Genomic DNA, 23,815 nt, shown 5'->3' with positions numbered 1-23,815 from the left:
AAGAGACGCCTTGCTCAAGCGTCGGCGCGTTGTACCGGATGCGCCGCGAGCCATTCGTTTTCCGCATCGTCGTAGAGCCGCGAACGCGTCAGGAATCTGAGGCCAGTCGGGCGTTCAAGCGAAAACATTCCGCCGTTGCCGGGCACCACGTCGATAATCAGCTGCGTATGCTGCCAGTACTCGAACTGAGATCCGCTCATATAGAACGGCACGCCCGCGATCGCGCCGAGCCGCACGTCGGACGCACCTACCATGAATTCTCCGGCCGGAAAACACATCGGCGCACTGCCGTCGCAGCATCCACCCGATTGATGAAACAGAATCGAGCCGTGTTCGGCGGCCAGTTTATTAATCAGCGAAACGGCGGCATCCGTCGCGACTACACGTTCAACAGACATTCGGTTCCCCGGCAAAAGGAAGCAGGCCGCCACCGCGGCGACCTGCCTATGGACAAGCAAGCAGACGGACAAACACGAACCCATCAAGCGGGACGACAAAACACTCGTCGAGCGAGCCGATTGGCGCTTAAAAGAAGCCGAGCGGCTTGTCGCTATAACTGACGAGCAGGTTCTTCGTCTGCTGATAGTGGTCGAGCATCATCTTGTGCGTTTCGCGGCCGATACCCGATTGCTTGTAACCACCGAACGCGGCATGCGCCGGATACGCGTGATAGCAGTTCGTCCAGACGCGCCCGGCCTGAATCTGCCGGCCGAAGCGATACGCACGCGTGCCGTCGCGCGTCCATACGCCGGCGCCGAGCCCATACAGCGTGTCGTTTGCGATATCGAGCGCTTCGTCTTCGTTCCTGAACGTCGTCACGGCAACGACCGGCCCGAAAATCTCTTCCTGGAAGATGCGCATTTTATTGTTGCCGCGAAACACGGTCGGTTTCACGTAGTAGCCTTTGCTGAGTTCGCCGCTAAGCGAATTGCGCTCGCCGCCGATCAGGCATTGCGCACCTTCCTGCTTGCCGAGATCGATGTACGAGAGGATCTTTTCGAGCTGTTCCTGCGACGCCTGCGCACCGATCATCGTCTGCGTATCGAGCGGGTGTCCTTGCGAAATGGCTGCGACGCGCTTGACTGCGCGCTCGATGAACCGGTCGTAGATCTTCTCTTCGATCAGCACGCGCGACGGACACGTGCATACCTCGCCCTGATTCAGCGCAAACATCGCAAAGCCCTCGAGCGCTTTATCGAAGAAGCTGTCGTCACGGTCCATTACGTCGGCAAAGAAGATGTTCGGGCTCTTGCCGCCGAGCTCGAGCGTGACGGGAATGAGGTTCTGGCTTGCATACTGCATGATGAGGCGGCCCGTGGTCGTCTCGCCGGTGAACGCGATCTTCGCGATGCGCTGGTTCGAAGCGAGCGGCTTGCCCGCTTCGAGGCCGAAGCCGTTCACCACGTTCACCACGCCGGGCGGCAGCAGATCCTGAATCAGTTCCATCAGCACGAGGATGGAAGCGGGCGTTTGCTCCGCGGGCTTCAGTACGACGCAATTGCCGGCGGCGAGCGCGGGGGCGAGCTTCCACACGGCCATCAGGATCGGGAAATTCCACGGAATGATCTGACCGACCACGCCCAGCGGCTCATGAAAGTGATACGCGACGGTGTCTTCATCGATCTGCGAGATCGAGCCTTCCTGCGCGCGGATGCAGCTCGCAAAATAGCGGAAGTGGTCGATCGCGAGCGGGATATCGGCAGCCGTCGACTCGCGCAGCGGCTTGCCGTTGTCGATCGTCTCCGCGACCGCGATACGCGCGAGATTCGCTTCCATACGGTCGGCGATCTTGCTGAGGATATTCGCGCGCTCGGTGGCCGAGGTCTTGCCCCAGCTCGCTTTCGCGCGATGCGCGGCGTCGAGCGCGAGTTCGATGTCCGCTTCCCGCGAGCGCGGAATCGACGTGAACGCTTCGCCCGTGATCGGCGAGATATTGTCGAAATACTCGCCGCCGGCCGGCTTCACCCATTCTCCGCCGATAAAATTCGCGTACTGCTTTTTGTACGGGTAGTCGGTGCTTAGAAACTGCATTTCCGCGTGATTCATCTGAATGCTCCTCACATGTGTCGGGTCGTTCGAGTCGGCAGCCTTACCGCATTAGCCGCGCGCTCGTTATGCCAGATCCATGCCAGTCGCCGCAAACCGCGTTTGATCGCGGTGCATCGGGCACCGTTGCAATGCATAGTCGTTTCGCATACCTGGATGTGTGCTTCCGGGGCGCATCGATACTGAACAGGTGTCTCAGCCGCTGTTCATGAACTGAACAACGGGTGCGCGTGAGTTGGCTGAAACGGCTTGCGCACAGCGCTTTTTTGAGCAGCTAGAGTGTCGAGGGCATCCATTGCGCGACATTTGCTCCCCGGTGATCTCCATGACGACCGACACCGACCTTCCCGATGCCGCCGAGTCCGAGGCAGCGGCACCTGTGCAGCGGCACGAGTTGTATCGCGTGCAGACGCGCATCGCACACGACGCCGACGAACAGGCGCGCAATCTTCACGGCTGGCGGCAGACCTACGATCAACTGACGTCGGGCCGCTTTATCGGCCAACTCACGGGCTTGCACGCCGACGACATGCACGTGTTCCGCGAAACGACGAGCGAGACGCTGCGCCAGACCTGCGAGGTCCAGTCCGACGCGTACTGGTTCGGCATTCCCGTGAAACGCGGCGCAACAGGGCGCATCGACGGCGCTCTGATCGATGGCGAAACGGTTGCGTTGAGAGCGGGCGGTATCGAGTTCGAACTGGTGACGCCGGCCGGCTATGAAATCTTCGGTGTGGTCGTGCATGGCGACATCTTGCGTCGACATGCAGCGTCGGCGGGGCACGGTGATGCGCTGATCGATCGCGCGTCGCTTTGGCGCGTGCTGCGGATCGATCCTGCGCGCAAGGCGCAGCTCTGCGCACGCCTTGCGCACATTCTGGCCGAAGGCGACGCCGCGCTTGCGACGTGCGCGCGGCCCCAGTTGCATGCATCGGTGCTCGACGTATTGCTCGACGCGTGCGCCACGACGACGGATGGCGAGCCGATAGAGGCGCCGTCGTCGCGGCCGCGCCGGCGCCGCATCGTCGGCGAATCGCGCGATTATGTGCTGGCGAACCGCGACCGTCCGGTAAGCGTGCCCGAACTCTGCGAGCACCTGCACGTGAGCCGGCGCACGTTGCAGTACTGCTTCGAGGACGTGCTCGGCATGGCGCCCGCGAGCTATCTGCGCGTGATCCGGTTGAACGGCGCGCGCCGCGAACTCTGCGATGCATCGCGCGGCGGCGCGCTTTCCGTGCAGAATGTGGCGGCCGCGTGGGGCTTCTGGCATCTGAGCCAGTTTGCGACCGACTACAGGAAGCTGTTCGGCATGCGGCCGTCGGATACGCTCAAAGCCGCGCAGATGCTGCACGGCGAACTCCGCTTTGCCCACTGACGCCGCACCGGCCTTGCCCGTTGCTGCGGCTTGCTACCGGCTGCCGGCCCACGCGGTTGCGCAAGCTTTTCCTCCCGGTACGCGCGGTCCGCGATCGCCCATCCGCTAAAATCGCCCGATATCGAACGCATCTACCTGAGGAATCACCGTGTTTATCTGCAGAAACCAGTCCTGCGGCGCTGAGTGGGAGCTATCGGACGTCGTCATCAAGAACGAGGGTCAGGGGCTGCTGTTCCGCTGTCCGATGTGCGGCGCGCGCAATTACGTCGAACGCTTCGAGTCGGACGACGGTGCCGTGGTCTACGAGCAGCTCGATGGCCGTCCTTACCAGGATTGAACATGAATAGCCCGACGTCTTCCACCGCCTTCAGCACGCTGCCGCTGTCGCCCGCCACGCTCGCGAATCTCGCGCAACTGGGCTATGTCGACATGACGCCGATCCAGGCGGCCAGCTTGCCGCTCGCTCTGGCCGGCCGCGATCTGATCGCGCAGGCGAAAACAGGCAGCGGCAAGACCGCGGCCTTCGCCCTGGCGCTGCTCGCGCGGCTCGACGCGCGCAAGTTCGACGTGCAGGCGATGGTGCTGTGCCCGACACGCGAGCTCGCCGACCAGGTCGCGCAGGAAATCCGGCGCCTTGCGCGCGCCGAGGAAAACATCAAGGTGCTGACCTTGTGCGGCGGCACGCCGATGCGCCCGCAGACCGCGAGCCTCGAACACGGCGCGCATATCGTCGTCGGCACGCCGGGACGCATCATCGATCATCTCGAGCGCGGCAGCTTGCCTTTGCAGGTGCTGAACACGCTCGTGCTCGACGAAGCCGATCGCATGCTCGACATGGGCTTCTTCGACGATATTGCGACCGTCGCGCGTCAATGTCCGAAGGAACGCCAGACGCTGCTTTTTTCGGCGACTTACCCTGACGGTATTGCGAAACTGAGCCAGCAGTTCCTGCGCAACCCGAAGCAGATCACACTCGAAGAGCGCCACGACGACAGCAAGATCCGTCAGCGTTTTTATGAAGTGACCGAAGACGAGCGGCTGCATGCGGTCGGCCTGCTGCTCGATCACTATCGGCCTGTCAGCACGCTCGCGTTCTGCAATACGAAACAGCAGTGCCGCGATCTGCTCGACGTGCTGCGCGCGCAGGGTTTTCACGCGCTTGCGCTGCATGGCGAACTCGATCAGCGTGAGCGCGATCAGGTGCTGATCCAGTTCGCGAACCGCAGCTGCTCGGTGCTCGTCGCAACCGATGTCGCCGCGCGCGGACTCGATATCGCGCAGCTCGAAGCAGTCATCAACGTCGACGTGACGCCGGATCCCGAAGTGCACGTGCACCGGATCGGCCGCACGGGCCGCGCCGATCAGGACGGCTGGGCGCTGAGCCTCGCGAGCATGGACGAAATGGGCCGCGTCGGCAGCATCGAGAAAGCGCAGGGGCGCGAAGTGGAGTGGCATCCGCTCGCGGAGCTCGAGCCAAGCGGCACGAACGGCAGCACGCAACACTTGCTGCCGCCGATGGAAACGCTGCAGATTCTCGGCGGCCGCAAGGAAAAGATTCGTCCCGGCGATGTGCTCGGCGCCTTGACTGGCGATGCGGGCTTCGACGGCGCGCAGATCGGCAAGATCAATGTGACCGAGTTCTCGACCTATGTCGCGGTGGAGCGCGGCATTGCGCGCGAGGCGCTGCGCAAGCTCAACGCCGGTAAGCTGAAGGGTAAGAAGGTCAAGGTGCGGCTGATGGACGAATAAACCCCAGCGAATAAACCCGAGCGGATAAAAGCGAACGCATAAAAGCAGACGAACAAAGCAGACGAGTACAAGCGGAGACACCCCATGCAAAGCGCGATGCAAACCCGCTCGAAACTGCCCGATGTCGGCACGACGATTTTCACCGTGATCGCTCAACTGGCTGCCGAACACGACGCGTTGAATTTGTCCCAAGGCGCGCCGAATTTCATGCCGGACGCCACGCTGATCGAAGACGTCGCGCAAGCGATGCGCGACGGTCACAACCAGTACGCGCCGATGACCGGTATCGGCGCGTTGCGCGAAGCGCTCGCACGGAAGGTCGAGACGCTGTACGGCGTGCGATACGATGCATCGTCGGAAGTCACGGTAACCGCGAGCGCGAGCGAAGGGCTTTACGCGACGATCAGCGCGCTCGTGCATGCCGGCGACGAGGTGATCTACTTCGAGCCGTCGTTCGACAGCTATGCGCCGATCGTCCGCCTGCAAGGCGCCACGCCGGTGCCGATCAAGCTGTCGCTGCCCGATTTCCGCGTGAACTGGGACGAAGTGTCCGCGGCCGTCACGGCGAAAACGCGGATGATCATCGTCAATACGCCGCACAATCCGACGGCCACGGTTTTCCGGGACCACGACATCGAACGCCTGAAGGCCGTCACGCGCAAGACGGACATCGTGATCCTGTCCGACGAAGTCTATGAGCACGTCATATTCGACGGTGCGAAGCACTACAGCATGGCATGCGATCAGGAACTGGCCGGGCGCAGCGTGATCGTGTCGTCGTTCGGCAAGTCGTATCACGTGACAGGTTGGCGCGTGGGCTTCTGCGTCGCGCCCGCGGCGCTGATGGACGAGATCCGCAAGGTGCATCAGTTCATGATGTTTTCGGCCGATACGCCGATGCAATACGCGTTTGCCGCCGCGCTCGCACAACCGCAGAGCTATCTCGGCCTTGCCGCCTTTTATCAGCAAAAGCGCGATCTGCTCGCGAACGCGCTGCGCGAGTCGCGTTTCGAACTGCTGCCGAGCGAGGGCAGCTTCTTTATGCTCGCGCGCTTTCGCGGTTTCTCCGACGAAAGCGACAACGACTTTGTGCTGCGCCTGATCCGCGACGCGCAAGTTGCGACGATCCCGTTATCCGCGTTCTATACGGACGGTACCGATTCCGGGCTGATCCGCTTAAGCTTCTCGAAAGACGACGCGACGCTGCTCGAAGGCGCGCGTCGTTTGTGCGCGATCTGACGCATCGACTTCATGCTGTCTCGTCTGAATATTCATATCAAAAGGAAGAAGGTCGAAATGAAGCTGCCAGGAAACCGGTTATCGGGCGCATTGCTGCTGGCGTGCGCACTCTCGTTGTTCACCGCGGCGGTTGCATCGCTGCCGGCGCAAGCCGCCGACGTGAAGACGCTGCGCTACGGCCTCGAGGCGCAATATCCGCCGTTTGAATCGAAGGGGCCGAACGGCGAGCTGCAGGGCTTCGATATCGACGTCGGCAACGCCGTCTGCAAGGTTGCGAAGCTCAAGTGCAGCTGGGTCGAGACGTCGTTCGACGGGCTGATTCCCGCGCTGCAGGGCCGCAAGTTCGACGCGATTAATTCGGCGATGAACGCGACCGACAAGCGCCGCGAGGCGATCGACTTCACGAATATCATTTACCGCGTGCCGACCGTGCTGATCGCGCGCAAGGACAGCGGCCTGCTGCCGACGCCCGAAACGCTGAAGGGCAAGCGCGTCGGCGTGCTGCAGGCGTCGATTCAGGAGACCTTCGCAAAGGCGCACTGGGAACCCGCCGGCGTGATGGTCGTGCCGTATCAGGATCAGAATCAGGTGTACGCGGACCTGCGCTCGGGGCGCCTCGATGCGACGCTGGTGCTCGCGCCGGCCGGCCTGACCGGCTTTCTGTCGCGGCACGAAGGCAAGGATTTCTCGTTTGTCGGACAGCCGGTTCGCGACGACAAGATTCTTGGCAGCGGAATTGCCTTCGGCATCCGCAAAGGCGACGATGCGCTGCGCGAGCAGCTGAATGCGGCGATCGCCGCGGTGCAGGCCGACGGCACCGTGAAGGCCCTCGCGCGGAAGTACTTCGGGAACATCGACGTATCGGCGAAATAAGCCGCGTTCGGTGGCGCCCCGCGCCGCCGTCCGCAACAGTGGCGTTCGCCGCACGTCGGGATCGGGAATAAAGCGGCTCGCGATGCTGTTTGCGCAGGGGAAGAGGCAACTTTTTCCACGCTCAGATCATGGCGCATAGCGATTTCACCACCGACTCACCGCTGACCGAAGCGGACATCCAGGCGTTTGCCGACGGGTCGCTGTCGCCTGAGCGTGCCGCGCGCGTGCAACGCTACCTTGGCGCGATGCCGGGCGAGGCGAGCCGGATCGCGTTCTATCGTCGGTTGAATGCGCAGATGCAGCGTTCGTTCATGCCGTACGCCTCGGCTCAGGCCGCCATGGGCCATTCGACGGAGTTCGGCCGGCGCAACAGCGCGGCGCGCGGCTGGCGGGCGACGCTGCATGTCGCGTGGCGCGCCGTGTCGGGCTCCGTTGCGCAGCGCATCGCCTTGCTCGTGCTGGCATTGTGCGGCTGGGCGGCTACCGCTTTCGTCTCCGATCGTCAGTTGAACGCCGCGGCGGTGATGAGCTACGCCCAGTGCGCAGCGGCGTCGTCGCAGACCGCGGCGCGGCAACCCGTTCCGGCGACTCGCGAGCCGTTTTCGACCGAGTTCGCGCAGCTGGGCTGGCGGCTCGAATCGGCGAGGACGCTGCGGCTCGGCCTGATCGCCGACGCGCAGGAGTTCGACTATCGCAATGCGGAAGGCCAGCCGGTCGTGCTGCTGACGACGAGCGCGCCGTTCGTCTTCGACCGGCCGCACTGGATGGGCCATCGCGTGGGCGAATGGCGGCTTCTCACGTGGACCGAAAACGGCACGCGCTATGTGCTGGCGGGCCGCGCCGACACGCATGGCCTGATGCGCGCGGCCGACGCGGCGACCTTCCGCTGAACGCTTGCTCGCGGCGTCCGGCCTCGCGACGGCATGAATCCTACCCTTTTACGAAAGTTACATGGGCGGGGAATAGAATCGCTGGAATATTGTTCGCAGTGGTAGAACCGTCGTGCGCCGGGCAGGTGCGCGGCCCGCGATCCCTGACGGGTATAGAGAATGGACATCCGTGACGAACTGATGGAACACGTACCGCGTCTGCGCCGCTATGCGCGGGCGTTGGTCAACAACCGGGACTTTTCGGACGACCTCGTTCAGGACACGCTCGAACGCGCGCTGTCGCGGACCGAGAAATTCAAGGAGGGCAGCGACCTGCGCGCGTGGCTCTTCACGATCATGCACAACGTGTTTATCAATCAGGTTCGCAAGGCGTCGACCAAGGCCGTGCACGTCTCGGTCGACGACGAGAGCGTCGTCGAAAGTGAGTTTGCGGTGTCGCCGAACCAGACGCAGTCGCTCGAGGTGCGCGACCTCGACTACGCGCTGCAGCGGTTGCCGGCGGAACAGCGCGAAGTCGTGCTGCTGGTCGGCCTCGAGGAGATGAGCTATACGGAGGTCGCGCTTGCGCTGGACATTCCGGTGGGTACCGTGATGTCGCGGCTGTCGCGCGGCCGCGAGCGGCTCAGGGCATTGATGGCGGGCGCGCAGCCCGGCGCGAAATTACAGGTGGTGCGATGAGCGAACAGCAAACCCCGATCAGCGAAGAGGATCTCCACGCCTACGTGGACGGCGCGCTTTCCGAAGAGCGTCGCGAGCAGGTGGAGCGTGCACTCGAGCAGAATCCGGCGCTCGCGTCGAAGGTCAGCGATTACTTCTCGCTGAACAGCATGTTCCACGATCGGTACGACCGTGTGCTCGCCGAGCCGGTGCCGGCGCGTCTGCGACCGCGCAAGACGCGCAACTGGCGCGAGGCGATGAACTGGCCGCAATTCGCGGGGATGGCGGCGGCGCTCGTGCTCGGCGTCGGGATCGGCGTCGGCACGAATATGGGCAAGAGCGTGCCGGGCGGCGCCTGGATGGGGATGGGCGCGTCGACCTCGGACACGCGGCCGGTCAGCGCGGACAGCACCGAAACGTTCGCGCGCAGGGTGGCCATCGCGCATGTCGTGTACATGCCCGCGGTGACGCGGCCATCGGACCTGATGGGGCAAGGCCACGAGGAAGACTTCGTGCAGATCCTCGCGAGCCGCCTCGGCACCGACGTGCATCCGCCGATGCTGACGAAAAGCGGCTTTCAGCTCGACGGCGGCCGGATGCTGCCGGGCAAGGACGGCCCGATGGCGCAGTTCATGTACCGCAATGCGCAGGGCGAGCGCGTGACGCTCGTGATTTCGCACCGGAATGCGAGCGCGAATACCACCGCGTTCAAGCTGTATCAGGATGGCCCGGTGAATGTGTTTTATTGGGTGGACGGCAATTTCGGCTATGCGGTGTCGGGCGGGCTCGATCGCAATGTGATGCTGCAGCTTGCGCACGACGTCTATGCGCAATTAACCGGGTCGACTGGGGGTTAAAGCGCGGCGTAAATGTAATTCGACGCGCGGTTTGCTTGTCGATAAACGCCGATCGGTGCGAGCCGGTCGGCTTTTTGTTTTGTTGTCGGAAAACGGGTAATAGCTTATTGCGCGAATTAAAAAATATTCTCCGGGTACACTCGCGAGCCGGTTGCTTTACCCGATTAAACGTTTCTCCATAACGGACTCACGGATTGCCATGAAGACCACCCACACTACTGATATTTCTCTGCGGAATAGCCGCGTCGTCATCGCTGGCGGCACGTCGGGCATTGGCCTCGCGGTCGCGCAGGCGGCGGCGCGTGCCGGTGCCGAGGTGACGATTGCGTCGAGCAATATGCGGCGCGTGCAGGACGCACTCGAACTGCTGCCGAAGGGCACGCGCGGCGAGACCGTCGACTTCACCGACGAAACGCGCGTCAATGCCTTCTTCGAGCGCGTCGGCGCGTTCGACCATCTTGTCTATACCGCAGGCGAATCGCTGTTTCTGCAGACGCTCGCCGAACTCAGCATCGAAGAGGCACGCAAGGCCTTCGACGTGCGCTACTGGGGCGCGGTGACCACCGTGAAGTACGCGGCGCCTTATCTGCGTACCGGCGGTTCGATTACGCTGACGAGTGGCGTGGCGTCGTCGCGGCCGTTATCGACATGGGTGATTCCGTCGAGCATTCTCGGTGCGATGGAATCGCTGACGCGCGCGCTGGCCGTCGAACTCGCGCCGCTGCGTGTGAACGCGGTGAAGCCGGGCGTGTTGCGCACGAACCTGTGGAGCAACATGACCGAGGACGACCGCAACGGCCTTTATGAGGTCGTCGGGAACAAGCTGCCCGTGCAGCGGGTCGGTGAAGCGAGCGAGGTCGCCAATGCGTATCTGTATCTGATGCAGCAGGGATACAGCACGGGGCAGGTCATTGTCGTCGACGGTGGACATATGCTTGTGTAGTGCGACGCGGGCGTCGCTGCGGGCCGGCGCGGGTTCCGGTATTTTTTCGTATTGCAGTTCGCCTTACACCTCTGGCGACCGATCCATGTCGGATTCCGTCCTGGGCCGCCTGACCCCGGCGTCCTACACTGCATCGCAATGACATTCACCGATGGGAGCAATCAATGAGCATAAAGGACAAACTGCCGGCCGGAACGAAGCTCGGTTTCGGCACCGCGCCGCTTGGCAACATGTTCCGTGCGATTCCTGAAGAAGAAGCGGCCGCGACCGTCGAAGCGGCATGGCAGCACGGGATCCGCTACTTCGATACGGCGCCGTTTTATGGCGCGGGCCTTGCTGAAATCCGGCTCGGCGATATTCTCGCGAAGCACAAGCGCAGCGAATATGTGTTGAGCTCGAAGGTCGGCCGCGTGATTCTCGATGAAATCGAAGACGTCAGTGCGCGCGAGCAGGGGGAAAAAGGCGGCGTGTTCGCGCATGGGCGTCCGAACAAGATCGTCAACGACTATTCTGCCGACGGCACGTTGCGTTCGATCGAAGATAGCTTGAAGCGGCTCAAGACCGATCACATCGAGATTGTCTGGGTGCACGACATCGCACAGGATTTTTACGGCGACGATTGGCTGTCGGTGTTCGAAACGGCGCGCAAAGGCGCGTTTCGCGCGCTGACGCGGCTGCGCGAAGAAGGCGTGATCAAGGCGTGGGGCATTGGCGTGAATCGCGTCGAGCCGTGCGAGCTTGCGCTCGATCTCAGCGAAACGAAGCCCGATGGCTTTCTGCTGGCGGGGCGTTATACGCTGCTCGACCACGAGCGCGCGTTGCAGCGTTTGATGCCGTCCGCCGCGAAGCATGGGGCCGAGATCGTGGTCGGCGGTCCGTACAGCTCGGGCATCCTCGCCGGCGGTGCGCACTTCGAATATCAGAAGGCATCGCCGGACATTGTCGCGAAGGTCGAGAAGATCAAGGCGATCGCGAAACGTCATGGCGTCAGCGTGAAGGCGGCCGCGGTGCAGTTTGGACTTGCGAATCCGGTGGTGGCGGCGGTGATTCCGGGGGCGAGCAAGCCGGAGCGGATTGCCGAAGATCAGGCTGCCGTCAATGAAGTCATTCCGGCGGATTTCTGGCGTGAGATGCGGCAGGAGAAGCTCGTGGCGGAGAATGCGCCGTTGCCGATCGATCGATAAAGCCTGATCGCCTGGCGGGTGGTTTCCAACTTCTGCGGGCGTGCCTGGCGGTCGGTCCGCGTAGGCGCGGGCGTGCGGCGGTCGGCGCTTCGAGTGCGTTGTTGCGTCGACCGGCACACCGTGCGTGTCGCGGTCAAGCCGCGCTGCTTCACCGATTTATTGACCGCCGCATGCGGTGTCGCCTTCCTGACAGTGCAACTGGCTATCGAGCAGTTTCGTTTGGGCCTTCGTGAGGTCGTCGAGACACGACGCGAGGACCATGCCGTGAATGCTGCCATCGCTCGAGCCCGACGCGTTGAAATTGCACTGCGCATCGCGCCATGCGATCCACGCGCGCTGCGCTTTCTGTAGTTTGTCCTTGCCCGGCTTGCTGACCTTCACCTGTAGTGCGCGGAAGGTCTGGTTGAGCTTTGCGTCCGAGGCCTTCAGGCTGTTGTTCGCGCATTGGGTTAGCGTGGCCTGGTCCGTCGCGTTGGCGCAGTCGGGCTGGGCGGCGAAGGCGGGATGGGCGGTGAGCAGGAGTGCTGCTACGGTATAGGGGATCAAGGCGCGCATTGGATGGGTCTCTTGCTGGTTTGGCTAATTGGGGGTTTCGGCAATTGAGCGAGCCGTTGAAAGGTACCGTGGTTAGCGCTTGATTGGCGCTATCTCAGCCTGTTTTGAAGCTTGATGGCATGAATGCGCATTAGCGATTATCTGCGAGGCAGATATGTGCGGGCGAGCATTCTGGTTTTTGAGGGCAGCCCGGTTTGGAGAATAGATTCAGGGAATACGTCGAGGGTTTGTTTGATTCACCTAACGGCGGAATTCGAACCGCCGCACGCAGGATGAACCACGACAGGTCGGGTTGTCCTCAGGTGACGCGACAAAGCAAAAAGCCCGGCCAATAGACCGGGCTTTTTGCTTGAATTCACTGGTGGGGCGTGAGTGACTCGAACACTCGACCTACGGATTAAGAGTCCGCTGCTCTACCAACTGAGCTAACGCCCCAACGAAGAGCGCGATTATGCAGCATTTTTCCGCACTTGCCTAGCCCTTCCAAGGTCGCAAAAGCGAAAAAAACCCGCGAAACGCGCCTTCACTGCAGCGAAGCCCCATCCGAAGCGGGCTCAGCCCTTAAAAACGCGCGTGCAGAATCGTCCCGGTATCATTTGCCACTCGCGTTGCGCCGCACGCACTGCGTATCTCCTAGGGCCGGACCAAGGACGAAAGATGGACGAAAGCGCAGTTCAGGAATTGCTCAACCGGGTCCTCGCGCCCTGGGTGCGCGCAGTCGGTCTCGCGCCCGTGAACGCCAATGACGTAAGCGCGACGCTGCGCTTGCCGTTCTCCGGTGAATTGCGTCACAGTGGCGGCGTGATTTGCGGTCAGGTTTTCATGGCGGCCGCCGACGCCGCGATGGTCGTCGCCATCTCGGCGGCGCTCGGCGGCTTCAAGCCGATGACCACCGTGTCGCTCAACATCAGCTTCATGCGCGCGGTACGCAAAGGCGATGTGCTCGTCACCGCGCGCGTGCTCAAACTCGGCCGCAATCTCGTGTTCGGTGAAGTCGAACTCGTCGACGAAGACGGCAAAATGGCGGTCCATGCAACGACGACGCACGCATTGCCCGATTGATGCGACAGATCGAAGTTAGGCGCAGTTTCGGTTGATTCCGCGCACGAGACCACAACCAGACCGATGTTCGATCAAGTCGAATTTTGCAGGCGGCGGCAATCGCTGCTGGTGGCAAGCCGGTTTCTGGGACATCGTTCAACCCGAGCTGAACATCCGTCCGCGCGTGATCGCGGGCATTTCCGCGGGCGCGGCCACCGCGTGCATGCTGTACACGCGCGACGCGAATGGGTCTGCGCTACCACGAGCACGCGCTGTGCGACAACACGAAGAACGCCTATCGGGCCAATCTGTTGCGCGGCCGATCGGTGTTCCCTCGCTACCGCATCTATCGACAGGCACTGCTCGACATCTACGGCGAAAATTTCGGCAAGCTTGCGCACGTGCCCGAGATTCATGTCGGCGTATCGCATCTGCCGCGCTGGCTCGGTGCGCGCAGCGCCGTCGCCGCAGGATTGATCGCGTACAACGTCGAGAAATACGTGCAAACGTCGCTTACTTGCGCCGCACGAGCTGCAACGCTTCCGGATTCGCGACACTCGACGTGTCGCCTTGATCGAACGCAAGTATGTTCTTGAAGGCTGCGCTGAAGTACAGCTCATAGCTCTCGCGCTCCACGTAGCCGATGTGCGGCGAGCAGATCACGTTCTCCATTCGCAGCAGGCTATAGCCCTGCAAGATAGGCTCGCTTTCGTAGACGTCGATCGCGACCATCCCCGGCCGGTTGTGCGCCAGCGCGCCCACGAGCGCGTTTTCCTCGAGCAGTTCCGAGCGGCTCGTATTGACGAGCAGCGACGTCGGCTTCATGCGCATCAGGTCTTCCTGCTTGACGATGCCGCGCGTCTCGTCATGCAGACGCAGATGCAGCGAGAGCACATCGCTTTGTTCGAAGAACGCCTCGCGGCTTTCCGCGACGTTGTAGCCGTCCGCTTTCGCAGCCTCGCGCGTATGCTCGCGGCCCCAGATCAGCACGTTCATTCCGAACGCCTTGCCGTAACCTGCAACGAGCCGCCCGATCTTTCCATAGCCCCAGATGCCGAGCGTCTGCCCACGCAGCACCTGGCCCAGGCCGAAATTCGGCGGCATCGCCGACGTCTTGAGCCCCGACTGTTGCCATGCACCCTGCTTCAGATTCGCGACGTACTGCGGAATGCGGCGCTGTGCAGCCATGATCAGCGCCCACGTCAGTTCAGCGGGGGCGATCGGCGAACCGACGCCTTCGAGCACCGCGATGCCGCGTTCGGTACACGCATCGAGATCGATATGGCTCGACGCCTTGCCCGTCTGACTGATCATGCGCAGATGCGGCAGTTTGTCGAGCAGTTGCGAGTTGACGCGCGTGCGTTCGCGAATCAGCACGAGCGCATCGACTTCCGAGAGGCGGCTCGCGAGTTGACCGAGCCCGCGCACCGTGTTGTTGAAGACCTTGACATCGTGGTCGGCGAGCAATTGAAAACAGTCGAGTTTACGGACAGCGTCCTGGTAATCGTCGAGGATGGCAATCTTCATGGCGAGAGTGTTTTGCGGCGCACCATCGGGGTGCGGAACGGAAACCGGCGCTTGCATGTCCCACATGTGCTGTAGGGAACATGCCGGGCTTGATAGATGCTTTACCGTACAGACGCCGCCCTTTTGCACGATCGCATCACGCGCGTCGTGACGTTCGTCGTGCAACTCAACGGCAGCTTCGTATGACGGAAAACATAACTGACCTCGTTTTTAACAGTTTGTTGCATGTCCGCGCAAGCCGCTTTACAACCCGTTTCATCGCGGCCAGGCGATGGCGGATCGACAGCGGACCACACGCGGTGCAACACGCTGCTGGCCTTTGCGACCTGCGGGATCGCGCGCACGCATGACGCGCTGATGCGCCGGTGTCATGCGTGATCGATGCGCCGATCGCGCTCCGGTATTGCGCCGTTTCGAACATGGCGCAATGCGGTGTCGCTGGGCTTGTACCGTTTCAATTACTTTTCTAAAACGGAGACAGCTCAATGAATCATCCCGCGTTCAAGGCAGGCCAACCCACCCAGATCGACGTGCATGCGCCTGCATGGGTTAGAAACCGCAAACTGATCGAATGGGTGCAGCGCATCGCCGCGTTGACGAAGCCGGCGCGCATTGAGTGGTGCGACGGCTCGCAGGAGGAATACGACCGGCTCTGCGCACAGATGGTCGAAGCGGGCATGCTGCGCAAGCTCGATCCCGCGAAACGTCCGAATTCCTATCTCGCGTGTTCGGACCCATCGGATGTCGCGCGTGTCGAAGATCGCACGTTTATCTGCTCGAAGCGTCGCGAAGACGCGGGCCCGACCAACAACTGGATCGACCCTGGCGAAATGCGTACGACGCTCGACGGTTTGTTCGACGGCGCGATGCGCGGCCGCACGATGTACGTCGTGCCGTTTTCGATGGGACCGCTCGGCTCGCCGATCGCGCATATCGGCGTTGAACTCAGCGATAGCCCGTACGTGGTCGCCAATATGCGCATCATGACGCGCATGGGACGCAAGGTCTACGACGTGCTCGGCGAAGACGGCGAGTTCGTCCCATGCGTGCATTCGGTTGGCGCGCCGCTCGCGGATGGCGCGCAGGACGTGCGCTGGCCGTGCAACGATACGAAGTACATCGTCCATTTTCCCGAGGCGCGCGAGATCTGGAGCTATGGCTCCGGTTACGGCGGCAACGCGCTGCTCGGCAAGAAATGTTTTGCATTGCGCATCGCTTCGACGATGGGCCGCGACGAGGGATGGCTTGCCGAACATATGCTGATCCTCGGCGTCACGTCGCCGGAGGGCCGCAAGCACTACATCGCCGCCGCGTTTCCGTCCGCGTGCGGCAAGACCAATTTCGCGATGCTGATTCCGCCCGAGGGACTCGACGGATGGAAGATTTCGACGATCGGCGACGACATCGCGTGGATCAAACCCGGCACCGATGGACGTCTATACGCGATCAACCCTGAGGCCGGCTATTTCGGCGTCGCACCGGGCACGAGCGAGAAGACGAACTTCAATGCGATGGCGACGCTGAAGGAGAACGTCATTTTCACCAACGTCGCGCTGACCGATGACGGCGACGTCTGGTGGGAAGGCATGACCGACACGCCGCCCGCGCATCTGATCGACTGGCAAGGCAACGACTGGACGCCTGAACTCGCGAAGGAATCGGGCCGCAAGGCCGCACATCCGAATGCGCGGTTTACCGCGCCCGCCTCGCAGTGTCCATCGGTCGATGCCGATTGGGAGAATCCGGCGGGCGTGCCGATCGATGCGTTCGTCTTCGGCGGCCGGCGCTCGACGACGGTGCCCCTCGTAACGGAAGCGCGGGACTGGGTCGAAGGCGTTTATATGGCCGCGACGATGGGCTCCGAGACGACCGCGGCCGCGGCCGGCAAGCAGGGCGTCGTACGGCGCGATCCGTTCGCGATGCTGCCGTTCTGCGGCTACAACATGAGCGACTACTTCGACCACTGGCTCAAAACCGGCGCGCGCCTCGCGAAGCTCAACACGCCGATGCCGAAGATCTTCTGCGTGAACTGGTTCCGCAAGGGACCGGACGGCAAATTCGTCTGGCCAGGCTTCGGCGAAAACATGCGTGTGCTGCAATGGATGGTCGGCCGTATCGAAGGCAGCGCGGCCGCGGTCGAGCATGCATTCGGGTTCTCGCCGCGTTACGAGGACATCGACTGGAGCGGTCTCGATTTCACGCGCGAGCAGTTCGAGCAGGTGATTTCACTCGACGACGACGCCTGGAAAGCCGAACTCGCGCTGCACTCGGACCTCTTCGAGACGCTGCACCACGGCTTGCCGGTCGCACTCAAAGACACGCGATCGGCATTGGAACGGAAATTCATCGCGTAGGCCGCGATCGTTTTGGTGCATGACGAGCGACCGCGAGTCGTCAAAGCCGCCCTCGGGCGGCTTTTTTCGCGTCCGCGAGACTTCTCTGTTTTCTTTGCGCTTTCGTGGAACAAAGCAGCCGCTTTCGCTGTTCACGTCTATGCAACCCGCTTCGATGCATCGCAGCAAATTGTTTCGAATCGCGGAACAATCCCTCACCCTGCATTCCGCTTACGAATATGATGGTGCGAATTTTCATTAAAAATGGTCGAAGTTGGGCAACTTCTGCACGTTTTCCCTAGTCGTAGGAGAATTCCAAATGTGCTTCCGGCCTCACCTTCGGATGGAAGCGGCAACACAGCAGGAGAGTCGTCAATGGATCATTTGCAGTCGATGAGAGTATTCGTCAGAGTGGCGGATCTCGGCAGTTTCGCCCGCGCGGCCAGCGCGATGGATATTTCGAACGCAGTCGCCACCCGTCATGTCGCGGATCTCGAAGGCCGTCTAGGCACGCGGCTGCTCAACCGCACGACGCGCAGCCTGTCGCTGACCGAGTCGGGTCAGGTCTACCTCGAGCGCGCCCGCCAGATTCTGGACGAGCTCGAAGACGTCGAGCAGATGGTCGTTGCGCGCAACCACGAGCCGGTCGGCACGCTGAGGATCGTCGCGCCTGTCGTGTTCGGCCTGCATAACCTCGCGCCGGTGCTGCAGACCTATGCGGAGCGGTACCCGAAGGTCATTCCCGACGTGACGCTCGTCGACCGCCAGGTCGACCTCGTCGAAGAAGGTTTCGATGTCGGTGTCGTGATCGCGCGGAATCTGCGTAGCGCAAGCATCGTGACGCGGCGCCTTACTACCGGCTGCATGACCGTCTGCGCGACGCCTGCCTATCTGGAAAAACACGGTACGCCGACGCGGCCGGAACAACTGCTTGAGCACCCGTGCCTTTCGCTGCCGTCCGAGTACTGGGGCGACGAGCGCGTGTTCACGGGCCCGGACGGCGAGGTGCGCGTGCGGCCGACCAATGTGATCGTCGCGAACAACACCGAAATGCTGCGGCAGTTCGCGCTGCTGGGCATGGGTATCGCGATTCTGCCGAGCTACCTGATCGGCCGCGATACGACGCGCGGCAAGCTCGTGCGTCTGCTGAGCGACTACCGGTTGCCGCAGGTCGAGATCAATATCGCCTATCCGAGCCGTCGCCATCTGCCGGCCAAGGTGCGTACGTTCATCGACCATCTCGTCGAGCACTTCAGCCAGACGCCGAACAGCCTGCTCGGCGAGCAATGGATCAAGGACGGCCTCGAACCCGTGCCGCTGTCGTCGGCGATGCACGACGCGGGTGCGACCGTTGTGGCTCCGGAAGCGTTTGACGGCGCGGAGCCGCTGTCCGCGTTGCTCGACAGCGAGCTTGGGCCGAAAAAGCAGCCGCCGGGCGTGCATCATCGCGCCCGGGGCGCGCTGCCGTCGCGGCTGGTGCGTTGACCGGACGCGAATTGTGCCTGAGGGGTGCGACATGTTGACGCACCCTGCATGAGCGGTTCTGTAGGGTAGTTGTATGAAAAAAGCGCAGCCGCGTTGGCGGACTGCGCTTTTTTGTTGCGGTGCGTCTGCGCGACGAACGGCTGACGGTCGCTGCGGATCGGCGACCTTACCTCACGATTTACGAGCCTGTCTTTCGCGCCGTCGTTTTCGCCGCTGTTTTCTTCGCCGGCGCCTTCTTTGCCGCCGCTGTCTTGACCGCGGCACCCTTCGCCGGGGTCTTCGCCGATGGCTTTTCGGCCGTTGCGACTTCGGTATCTCCGCCTTCGTCGTTTGCCGCATCGGCGCTGCCCGCCGCCGCTGCCTTCGCGCTTGCCGCCTTCGCCGCAGCCTTTGCCGATGGCTCTTTCGGCTCCTTCTTCTCGAATTCGAAGCCGATCTTGCCGTCGCTCTGTTTGACGAGGAACGCCTTGAAGTTGCGGCCCGTGCGTGACGACTTGAAGTTCGTCAGCAGATCGGTGCGACCCCCTTCCAGCAGTTTCGCCATCTGTTCGCGCGCGATCTCCTGCTGCAGGATCACCTTGCCCGAACGGAAGTCACAGGTCTTCGGATTGGCGACCGAGTTCTCGCAGACATAGCTCATGCCGTGCTCGTACACGCGCGCGTGGCACTTCGGGCACGCGCCGACCGGTTCCTGTGCGGAGAAGTCCGGCGGTTCGCCGTCCTCGCCGCCCTGATCCTGGCCAAAGTCGAATTCGAGCTTGAAATTCTTGATCTCGTCATCGAACGACAGCTTGAGGATGGCCGAGAACGGACGGCCCATCTTGCTGCGGAATCCGGAAAGCGGTCCGATTTCCTTCTTTTGCAGCAGCTCTTCGACTTCGGGAATCTCGAACTGCCGGCCGCCCGGAATCTTCGAGATCGAGAACTCGCACTTCGTGCAGGCGAAGCGCCGGTAGTTCTCTTTCACCTGGCCGCCGCAATGCGGGCAAGGCGTCTCGAGCGTCGCGTAGTCGCCGGGGATCGTGTCCGAATCGTATTCCTTCGCGCGCTTGACGATGGTCTGCGTCATGCGCGCGATTTCCTGCATGAACGCATCGCGCTGCAAATTGCCGCGCTCCATCTGCGAAAGCTTGTATTCCCATTCGCCGGTCAGTTCGGGCGCGGTCAGTTCCTTGACGTCGAGGCCGCGCAGCAGCGTCATCAACTGGAACGCCTTCGCGGTCGGAATCAGTTCGCGCCCTTCGCGGACCAGATACTTTTCGCCGAGCAGACCCTCGATGATCGCCGCGCGCGTGGCCGGCGTGCCGAGGCCCTTGGCGGCCATCGCCTCGCGCAGTTCGTCGTCTTCGACGAGCTTGCCCGCGCCTTCCATGGCCGACAGCAGCGTCGCTTCGTTGTACCGCGCGGGCGGTTTCGTGACGAGTTGCTGCGCGGCGATCTTGTCCGTCTTCACCTTCTCGTCTTTCTGCACGGGGACGAGATTGGCGTCTTCGCCTGACGTTTCCTTGCCGTAGACCTGCAGCCAGCCCGGTTCGACGAGCACTTTGCCTTCGGTCTTGAAATGATGGCCGACGACTTCCGTGATACGCGTCGTCACCTTGTATTCCGCGGCCGGGAAGAATACGGCGAGAAAGCGCTTGACGACGAGGTCGTACAGCTTCTGCTCCGGCTCCGACAGCGACTTCGGCGCTTGCAGCGTCGGAATGATGGCGAAGTGATCGCTGATCTTCGAGTTGTCGAAGATGCGCTTGTTCGGCTTCACCCAGCCCTTGTCGAGCACCTGCTTTGCGAACGGCAGATAGTTGTTGCTCTCCTTGAGCATATCGAGCGTGCTCTTGACCGTCTCCAGATAGTCTTCAGGCAGCGCGCGCGCGTCGGTACGCGGGTAGGTCAGCACCTTATGCCGCTCGTACAGCGCTTGTGCCAGCCCGAGCGTGTTTTTCGCCGAGAAGCCGAAGCGGCCGTTCGCCTCGCGCTGCAGGCTGGTCAGGTCGAAGAGCGCCGGCGATAGCTGCGTCGACGGCTTCGATTCTTCGCTGACCGTGCCGATCTGGCCGCGGCACGCCGCGACGATCGTTTCGGCCGCCGGCAGGCTCCAGAGTCGCGAGTCGCGCTTTTCCGGATCGAATTCGTCGCGCTTGAACTTCGGATCGAACCATCGGCCTTCGTAGAAGCCCGACGCGCAGACGAAGTCGGCCTTGACTTCCCAGTAATCGCGCGGCACGAAGCGGCGAATCTTTTCTTCGCGTTCGACGACGATCGACAGCGTAGGCGTTTGCACGCGGCCGACCGTGGTCAGGAAAAAGCCGCCGCCCTTGCTGTTGAACGCGGTCATGGCGCGCGTGCCGTTGATGCCGACCAGCCAGTCGGCTTCGGAGCGGCAGCGCGCGGCATCGGCGAGCGGCTGCATTTCGCCGTCGCTGCGCAGATGCGCGAAGCCTTCGCGGATCGCCGCGGGTGTCATCGACTGCAGCCACAGGCGCTGCACGGGCTGCTTCGCTTTTGCGTACTGCGTGATCAGGCGGAAAATCAGCTCGCCTTCGCGTCCCGCGTCGCATGCGTTGATCAGCCGGTCGATGTCCTTGCGCTTGAGCAGCCGCGTGAGCACCTTGAGCCGCGACTCGCTTTTTACGATCGGATTCAGGTCGAAATGCGGCGGGATGACGGGCAGATGAGCGAAGCTCCACTTGCCTCGTTTTACTTCGTATTCTTCTGGCGCGGCGATCTCGACCAGGTGGCCGACCGCCGACGAAATGACGTACTCGTCGCTTTCGAAATACTCGTCATGCTTGGTAAAGCCGCCCAAAGCGCGCGCGATGTCGTTCGCGACGGATGGCTTTTCGGCGATGATCAGTGCTTTGGACATGACTAATGTGAGTGGGTAAATTCGGGTGCAACCTCGGCGGGCGCAATTTTTTGACGCTCGTTCGCTTTCCCGGTTGCGTATGTGCGGTTGGCGTGCCCGCGGTTGTGTACTTGCAGTTACGTATCTGCGGTTACGTACCTATTAACGACCGCTTTATAGCACACGCCGACGCGGCGGCAACCAGTGCCTGAAAAAAGCGGCCCATCATAATTGCGCGTCCGGGAATTGGGCAAGCGTCGCACAAGCCGGTCCCGCGCCTTTCGCAAATCGCATGCCCCGATGCTCGAGCCGACGCGCAAACATCTGCTGCCGGCGGTGTCGGCCCTATTCAGCTTACGCCACGGGACGCGCGCCCCACACCTACGCCGCGGCGAGCGCGGGCCTCAACTTCGGCGCGCCGGTCACGCCCGGCAGCGCCGTCAGATCGACGAGCATACGTTCGACGATGCCCGGCTGCGGCAGCACAGTGCCGAAAAAGCGCGTCGTCACCGCGTCTTCGATCAGGATGGTCGGGAAATTCTCCACATCCAGATCGTCGAAGCGGTCCGCATGCGTTTCGATGTCGATCCATGCGAAACAGATGTCCGGATGCCGGTCGGCGATCGCGTCGAAGGCCGCCTGGTAGTCCCGGCAGGTACCGCACCACTGCGCGCACAGACACGCAACGAACAACGTTTCGCGGTCGTTGACACGCTCTGCGATCCGGTCCGAGTCGGTGTCGAGGTTAAGCGCGGGCATGGGTATCCTTGTGACACGTGTTTTCGTAAGCGATTTGGCGCGAATGTAGCATGGCGCGTCACTGGCCGTGGGCGTGGCCGAAACCCGTGCGGACGTACCGCCCGCCCGGCAGCGCCGTCAGATGGCCCGACAGTTCCAGCCGCAGCAGCGTGCCCTGGAGCGCCGTATCGTCCATTTCGGTGCGCGCGGCGAGGATTTCAAGCGTCGCGGGCGCGTGACCGAGCGCGTCGAGCAGCCGTTGCGCGTCGGGCGGCAGCGCAGATGGCGGTGCAAGCGGCGGTCTCTGCGTTGGTACAAGCGGTGGCGCGACGGCGTCTTGCGTCGGCAACGGCAGGCTGGCCTGGCGCGATTGACCGACAGAATTCGCCCTTGCCCTTGCCCTCGCCCTCGCCTTGGCCGCATCGCGGGATTGCATGGGCGGCGCGGGCTCAGGTGCCGGCGCGACGCCGAACTCCTCCAGTACATCTTCCGGCGATTCCACGAGCTTCGCGCCCTGTTTGATCATGCGATGGCAACCGCGCGACAAGGGCGCGTGGATCGAGCCAGGTAGCGCGAACACATCTCGCCCCATTTCGTTTGCAAGCCTTGCCGTGATCAGCGAACCCGACCGCATCGCGGCCTCGACGATCAGCACGCCATTGACGAGACCCGCAATCAGCCGGTTGCGTTGCGGAAAATGCGCAGGGCGCGCTGGCGTGCCGAGCGGCCATTCGGACAGGATTGCGCCGTTCGTCGCGATTTCGTGCGCGAGCTGTTCGTGTCCCGGTGGATAGACGACATCCGCGCCCGTTCCGATTACCGCGACGGTACCGGTCCGGCCCGACAAGGCGCCGCGATGCGCGGCCGCATCGATGCCAAGCGCGAGTCCGGACACGACGGCGAGGCCCGCATCCGAAAACGCGCGGGAGAAGCGTTTCGCGTCCTCCGCGCCTTGCGGCGTCGCGCTGCGGCTCCCCACGACGGCGACGCTGCGCGTATGCAGCAGCGCGAGCTGTCCCTTTACATATAGCAGCGGCGGCGGATCGGGCATTGTCAGCAGAAGGGGCGGATAAGCCGGGTCGTCGAGTGCGAGCAGTGTGTTGCCGGGCTGGGTGCGCCATGCGAGCACGGCGTCCAGTTGCGCGGTGAAGTCCGCGCCCGGCGTTCCGAGCACCGCGCGCGCCGCCTCCTCGTTCGTTACGCGTGCAAGCGACTCGAACGATTGGCCGAGCACGGCCTCGGGCAAGCCGAAAGCCGCGAGCAGCGTGCGCAACGCCGCGGGTTTCAGGCCCGGCGCCATGGTCAGCCGCAGCCAGGCCGCTATTTCGCGATCGGCTTTCACTATGGATTTCATTGAAACGTCCAACCTCCAGCGCGGCCACCACGCGCGGTCGCCATGCTAAAATTTTCATGATCCGAAATAATTCGACGCAAACAAACGGTGACGCCGCGTTTTCGCGCATGAACCTGTCGATTCG

20 protein-coding genes, 1 tRNA gene and 1 pseudogene are annotated in these 23,815 nt (G+C 62.6%); 14 read left to right on the top strand and 8 right to left on the bottom strand.

The annotated features are described in order from the left end of the window. Positions 1-14: 14 nt before the first annotated feature. Together QYH69_RS18600 and adh are read right to left on the bottom strand one after the other, a co-directional pair. Complete coding sequence (locus QYH69_RS18600; protein WP_308833294.1) at positions 15-398, bottom strand: DUF779 domain-containing protein; 384 nt, start codon at positions 396-398, stop codon at positions 15-17. A 127-nt stretch (positions 399-525) separates the two neighbouring features. Beyond that, positions 526-2,046 (bottom strand): aldehyde dehydrogenase, encoded by a 1,521-nt coding sequence (adh, locus tag QYH69_RS18595; protein WP_308833293.1) that lies wholly within the window; start codon positions 2,044-2,046, stop codon positions 526-528. A 325-nt stretch (positions 2,047-2,371) separates the two neighbouring features. On the opposite strand from adh, the gene QYH69_RS18590 reads away from it, so the two are divergent. The 10 genes from QYH69_RS18590 (at position 2,372) to QYH69_RS18545 (ending at position 11,813) form a co-directional block, all read left to right on the top strand. Next, positions 2,372-3,421 carry a helix-turn-helix domain-containing protein gene (locus QYH69_RS18590; RefSeq protein ID WP_308833292.1) on the top strand — a complete coding sequence of 350 codons (1,050 nt, stop codon included), beginning with the start codon at positions 2,372-2,374 and terminating at the stop codon, positions 3,419-3,421. A 148-nt stretch (positions 3,422-3,569) separates the two neighbouring features. Beyond that, positions 3,570-3,758, top strand: coding sequence for a hypothetical protein (locus QYH69_RS18585; RefSeq protein ID WP_308833291.1), 189 nt, complete (start codon positions 3,570-3,572; stop codon positions 3,756-3,758). A gap of 2 nt (positions 3,759-3,760) precedes the next feature. After that, entirely contained in the window at positions 3,761-5,170 is a 1,410-nt protein-coding gene (gene dbpA, locus QYH69_RS18580; RefSeq protein WP_308833290.1) for an ATP-dependent RNA helicase DbpA, read from the top strand. Positions 5,171-5,254: 84 nt separating this feature from the next. Then, entirely contained in the window at positions 5,255-6,409 is a 1,155-nt protein-coding gene (locus QYH69_RS18575; RefSeq protein ID WP_308833289.1) for a pyridoxal phosphate-dependent aminotransferase, read from the top strand. A 57-nt stretch (positions 6,410-6,466) separates the two neighbouring features. After that, positions 6,467-7,282, top strand: coding sequence for an ABC transporter substrate-binding protein (locus QYH69_RS18570; protein WP_308833288.1), 816 nt, complete (start codon positions 6,467-6,469; stop codon positions 7,280-7,282). Between the two features lie 128 nt (positions 7,283-7,410). Further along, positions 7,411-8,172, top strand: coding sequence for an anti-sigma factor (locus QYH69_RS18565; RefSeq protein WP_308833287.1), 762 nt, complete (start codon positions 7,411-7,413; stop codon positions 8,170-8,172). Positions 8,173-8,331: 159 nt separating this feature from the next. Continuing rightward, complete coding sequence (locus QYH69_RS18560; protein ID WP_308833286.1) at positions 8,332-8,850, top strand: RNA polymerase sigma factor; 519 nt, start codon at positions 8,332-8,334, stop codon at positions 8,848-8,850. Next, positions 8,847-9,686 carry an anti-sigma factor gene (locus QYH69_RS18555; protein WP_308833285.1) on the top strand — a complete coding sequence of 280 codons (840 nt, stop codon included), beginning with the start codon at positions 8,847-8,849 and terminating at the stop codon, positions 9,684-9,686. Before QYH69_RS18560 ends, QYH69_RS18555 begins: the two co-directional genes overlap by 4 nt. A 199-nt stretch (positions 9,687-9,885) precedes the next feature. Further along, positions 9,886-10,629, top strand: a complete 744-nt coding sequence (locus tag QYH69_RS18550; RefSeq protein WP_308833284.1) for an SDR family oxidoreductase — start codon at positions 9,886-9,888, stop codon at positions 10,627-10,629. A 164-nt stretch (positions 10,630-10,793) separates the two neighbouring features. After that, on the top strand, positions 10,794-11,813 hold the full coding sequence (locus QYH69_RS18545) for an aldo/keto reductase (protein WP_308833283.1): 1,020 nt from the start codon (positions 10,794-10,796) through the stop codon (positions 11,811-11,813). Between the two features lie 156 nt (positions 11,814-11,969). Here QYH69_RS18545 and QYH69_RS18540 read toward each other — a convergent pair whose 3' ends face one another. Together QYH69_RS18540 and QYH69_RS18535 are read right to left on the bottom strand one after the other, a co-directional pair. Continuing rightward, positions 11,970-12,368: a lysozyme inhibitor LprI family protein gene (locus QYH69_RS18540; protein WP_308833282.1), complete on the bottom strand. Its 399-nt coding sequence runs from the start codon at positions 12,366-12,368 to the stop codon at positions 11,970-11,972. Positions 12,369-12,727: 359 nt separating this feature from the next. Further along, positions 12,728-12,803: transfer RNA gene (locus tag QYH69_RS18535), tRNA-Lys, on the bottom strand. 222 nt (positions 12,804-13,025) lie between these two features. Here QYH69_RS18535 and QYH69_RS18530 point away from each other — a divergent pair. Both QYH69_RS18530 and QYH69_RS18525 read left to right on the top strand, forming a co-directional pair. Further along, positions 13,026-13,430, top strand: coding sequence for a PaaI family thioesterase (locus QYH69_RS18530; protein ID WP_308833281.1), 405 nt, complete (start codon positions 13,026-13,028; stop codon positions 13,428-13,430). A gap of 63 nt (positions 13,431-13,493) precedes the next feature. Beyond that, positions 13,494-13,924 (top strand): annotated as a pseudogene (locus QYH69_RS18525) (patatin-like phospholipase family protein); the annotation flags it as partial. On the opposite strand, the gene QYH69_RS18520 reads toward QYH69_RS18525, so the two are convergent. Further along, positions 13,923-14,936 carry a D-2-hydroxyacid dehydrogenase family protein gene (locus tag QYH69_RS18520; protein ID WP_308833280.1) on the bottom strand — a complete coding sequence of 338 codons (1,014 nt, stop codon included), beginning with the start codon at positions 14,934-14,936 and terminating at the stop codon, positions 13,923-13,925. The pseudogene QYH69_RS18525 and the gene QYH69_RS18520 overlap by 2 nt on opposite strands. A 485-nt stretch (positions 14,937-15,421) precedes the next feature. On the opposite strand from QYH69_RS18520, the gene QYH69_RS18515 reads away from it, so the two are divergent. Together QYH69_RS18515 and QYH69_RS18510 are read left to right on the top strand one after the other, a co-directional pair. Then, a complete protein-coding gene (locus QYH69_RS18515; RefSeq protein ID WP_308833279.1) occupies positions 15,422-17,290 on the top strand; it encodes a phosphoenolpyruvate carboxykinase (GTP) in 1,869 nt (622 codons plus the stop codon). A 354-nt stretch (positions 17,291-17,644) separates the two neighbouring features. After that, positions 17,645-18,754: a LysR family transcriptional regulator gene (locus tag QYH69_RS18510; protein ID WP_308833278.1), complete on the top strand. Its 1,110-nt coding sequence runs from the start codon at positions 17,645-17,647 to the stop codon at positions 18,752-18,754. 178 nt (positions 18,755-18,932) lie between these two features. Here QYH69_RS18510 and QYH69_RS18505 read toward each other — a convergent pair whose 3' ends face one another. The 3 genes from QYH69_RS18505 to dprA all read right to left on the bottom strand — a co-directional run bounded on the left by QYH69_RS18505 (position 18,933) and on the right by dprA (position 23,691). After that, complete coding sequence (locus tag QYH69_RS18505; protein WP_308833277.1) at positions 18,933-21,620, bottom strand: DNA topoisomerase III; 2,688 nt, start codon at positions 21,618-21,620, stop codon at positions 18,933-18,935. 360 nt (positions 21,621-21,980) lie between these two features. Continuing rightward, entirely contained in the window at positions 21,981-22,358 is a 378-nt protein-coding gene (locus QYH69_RS18500; RefSeq protein ID WP_308833276.1) for a thioredoxin family protein, read from the bottom strand. A 58-nt stretch (positions 22,359-22,416) separates the two neighbouring features. Next, positions 22,417-23,691, bottom strand: coding sequence for a DNA-processing protein DprA (gene dprA / locus QYH69_RS18495; protein WP_308833275.1), 1,275 nt, complete (start codon positions 23,689-23,691; stop codon positions 22,417-22,419). Between the last annotated feature and the right edge of the window lie 124 nt (positions 23,692-23,815).

The organism is Paraburkholderia sp. SARCC-3016 (assembly GCF_031119615.1).
Lineage (GTDB): Bacteria > Pseudomonadota > Gammaproteobacteria > Burkholderiales > Burkholderiaceae > Paraburkholderia.
This window is presented reverse-complemented; position numbering and strand designations above follow the sequence as displayed.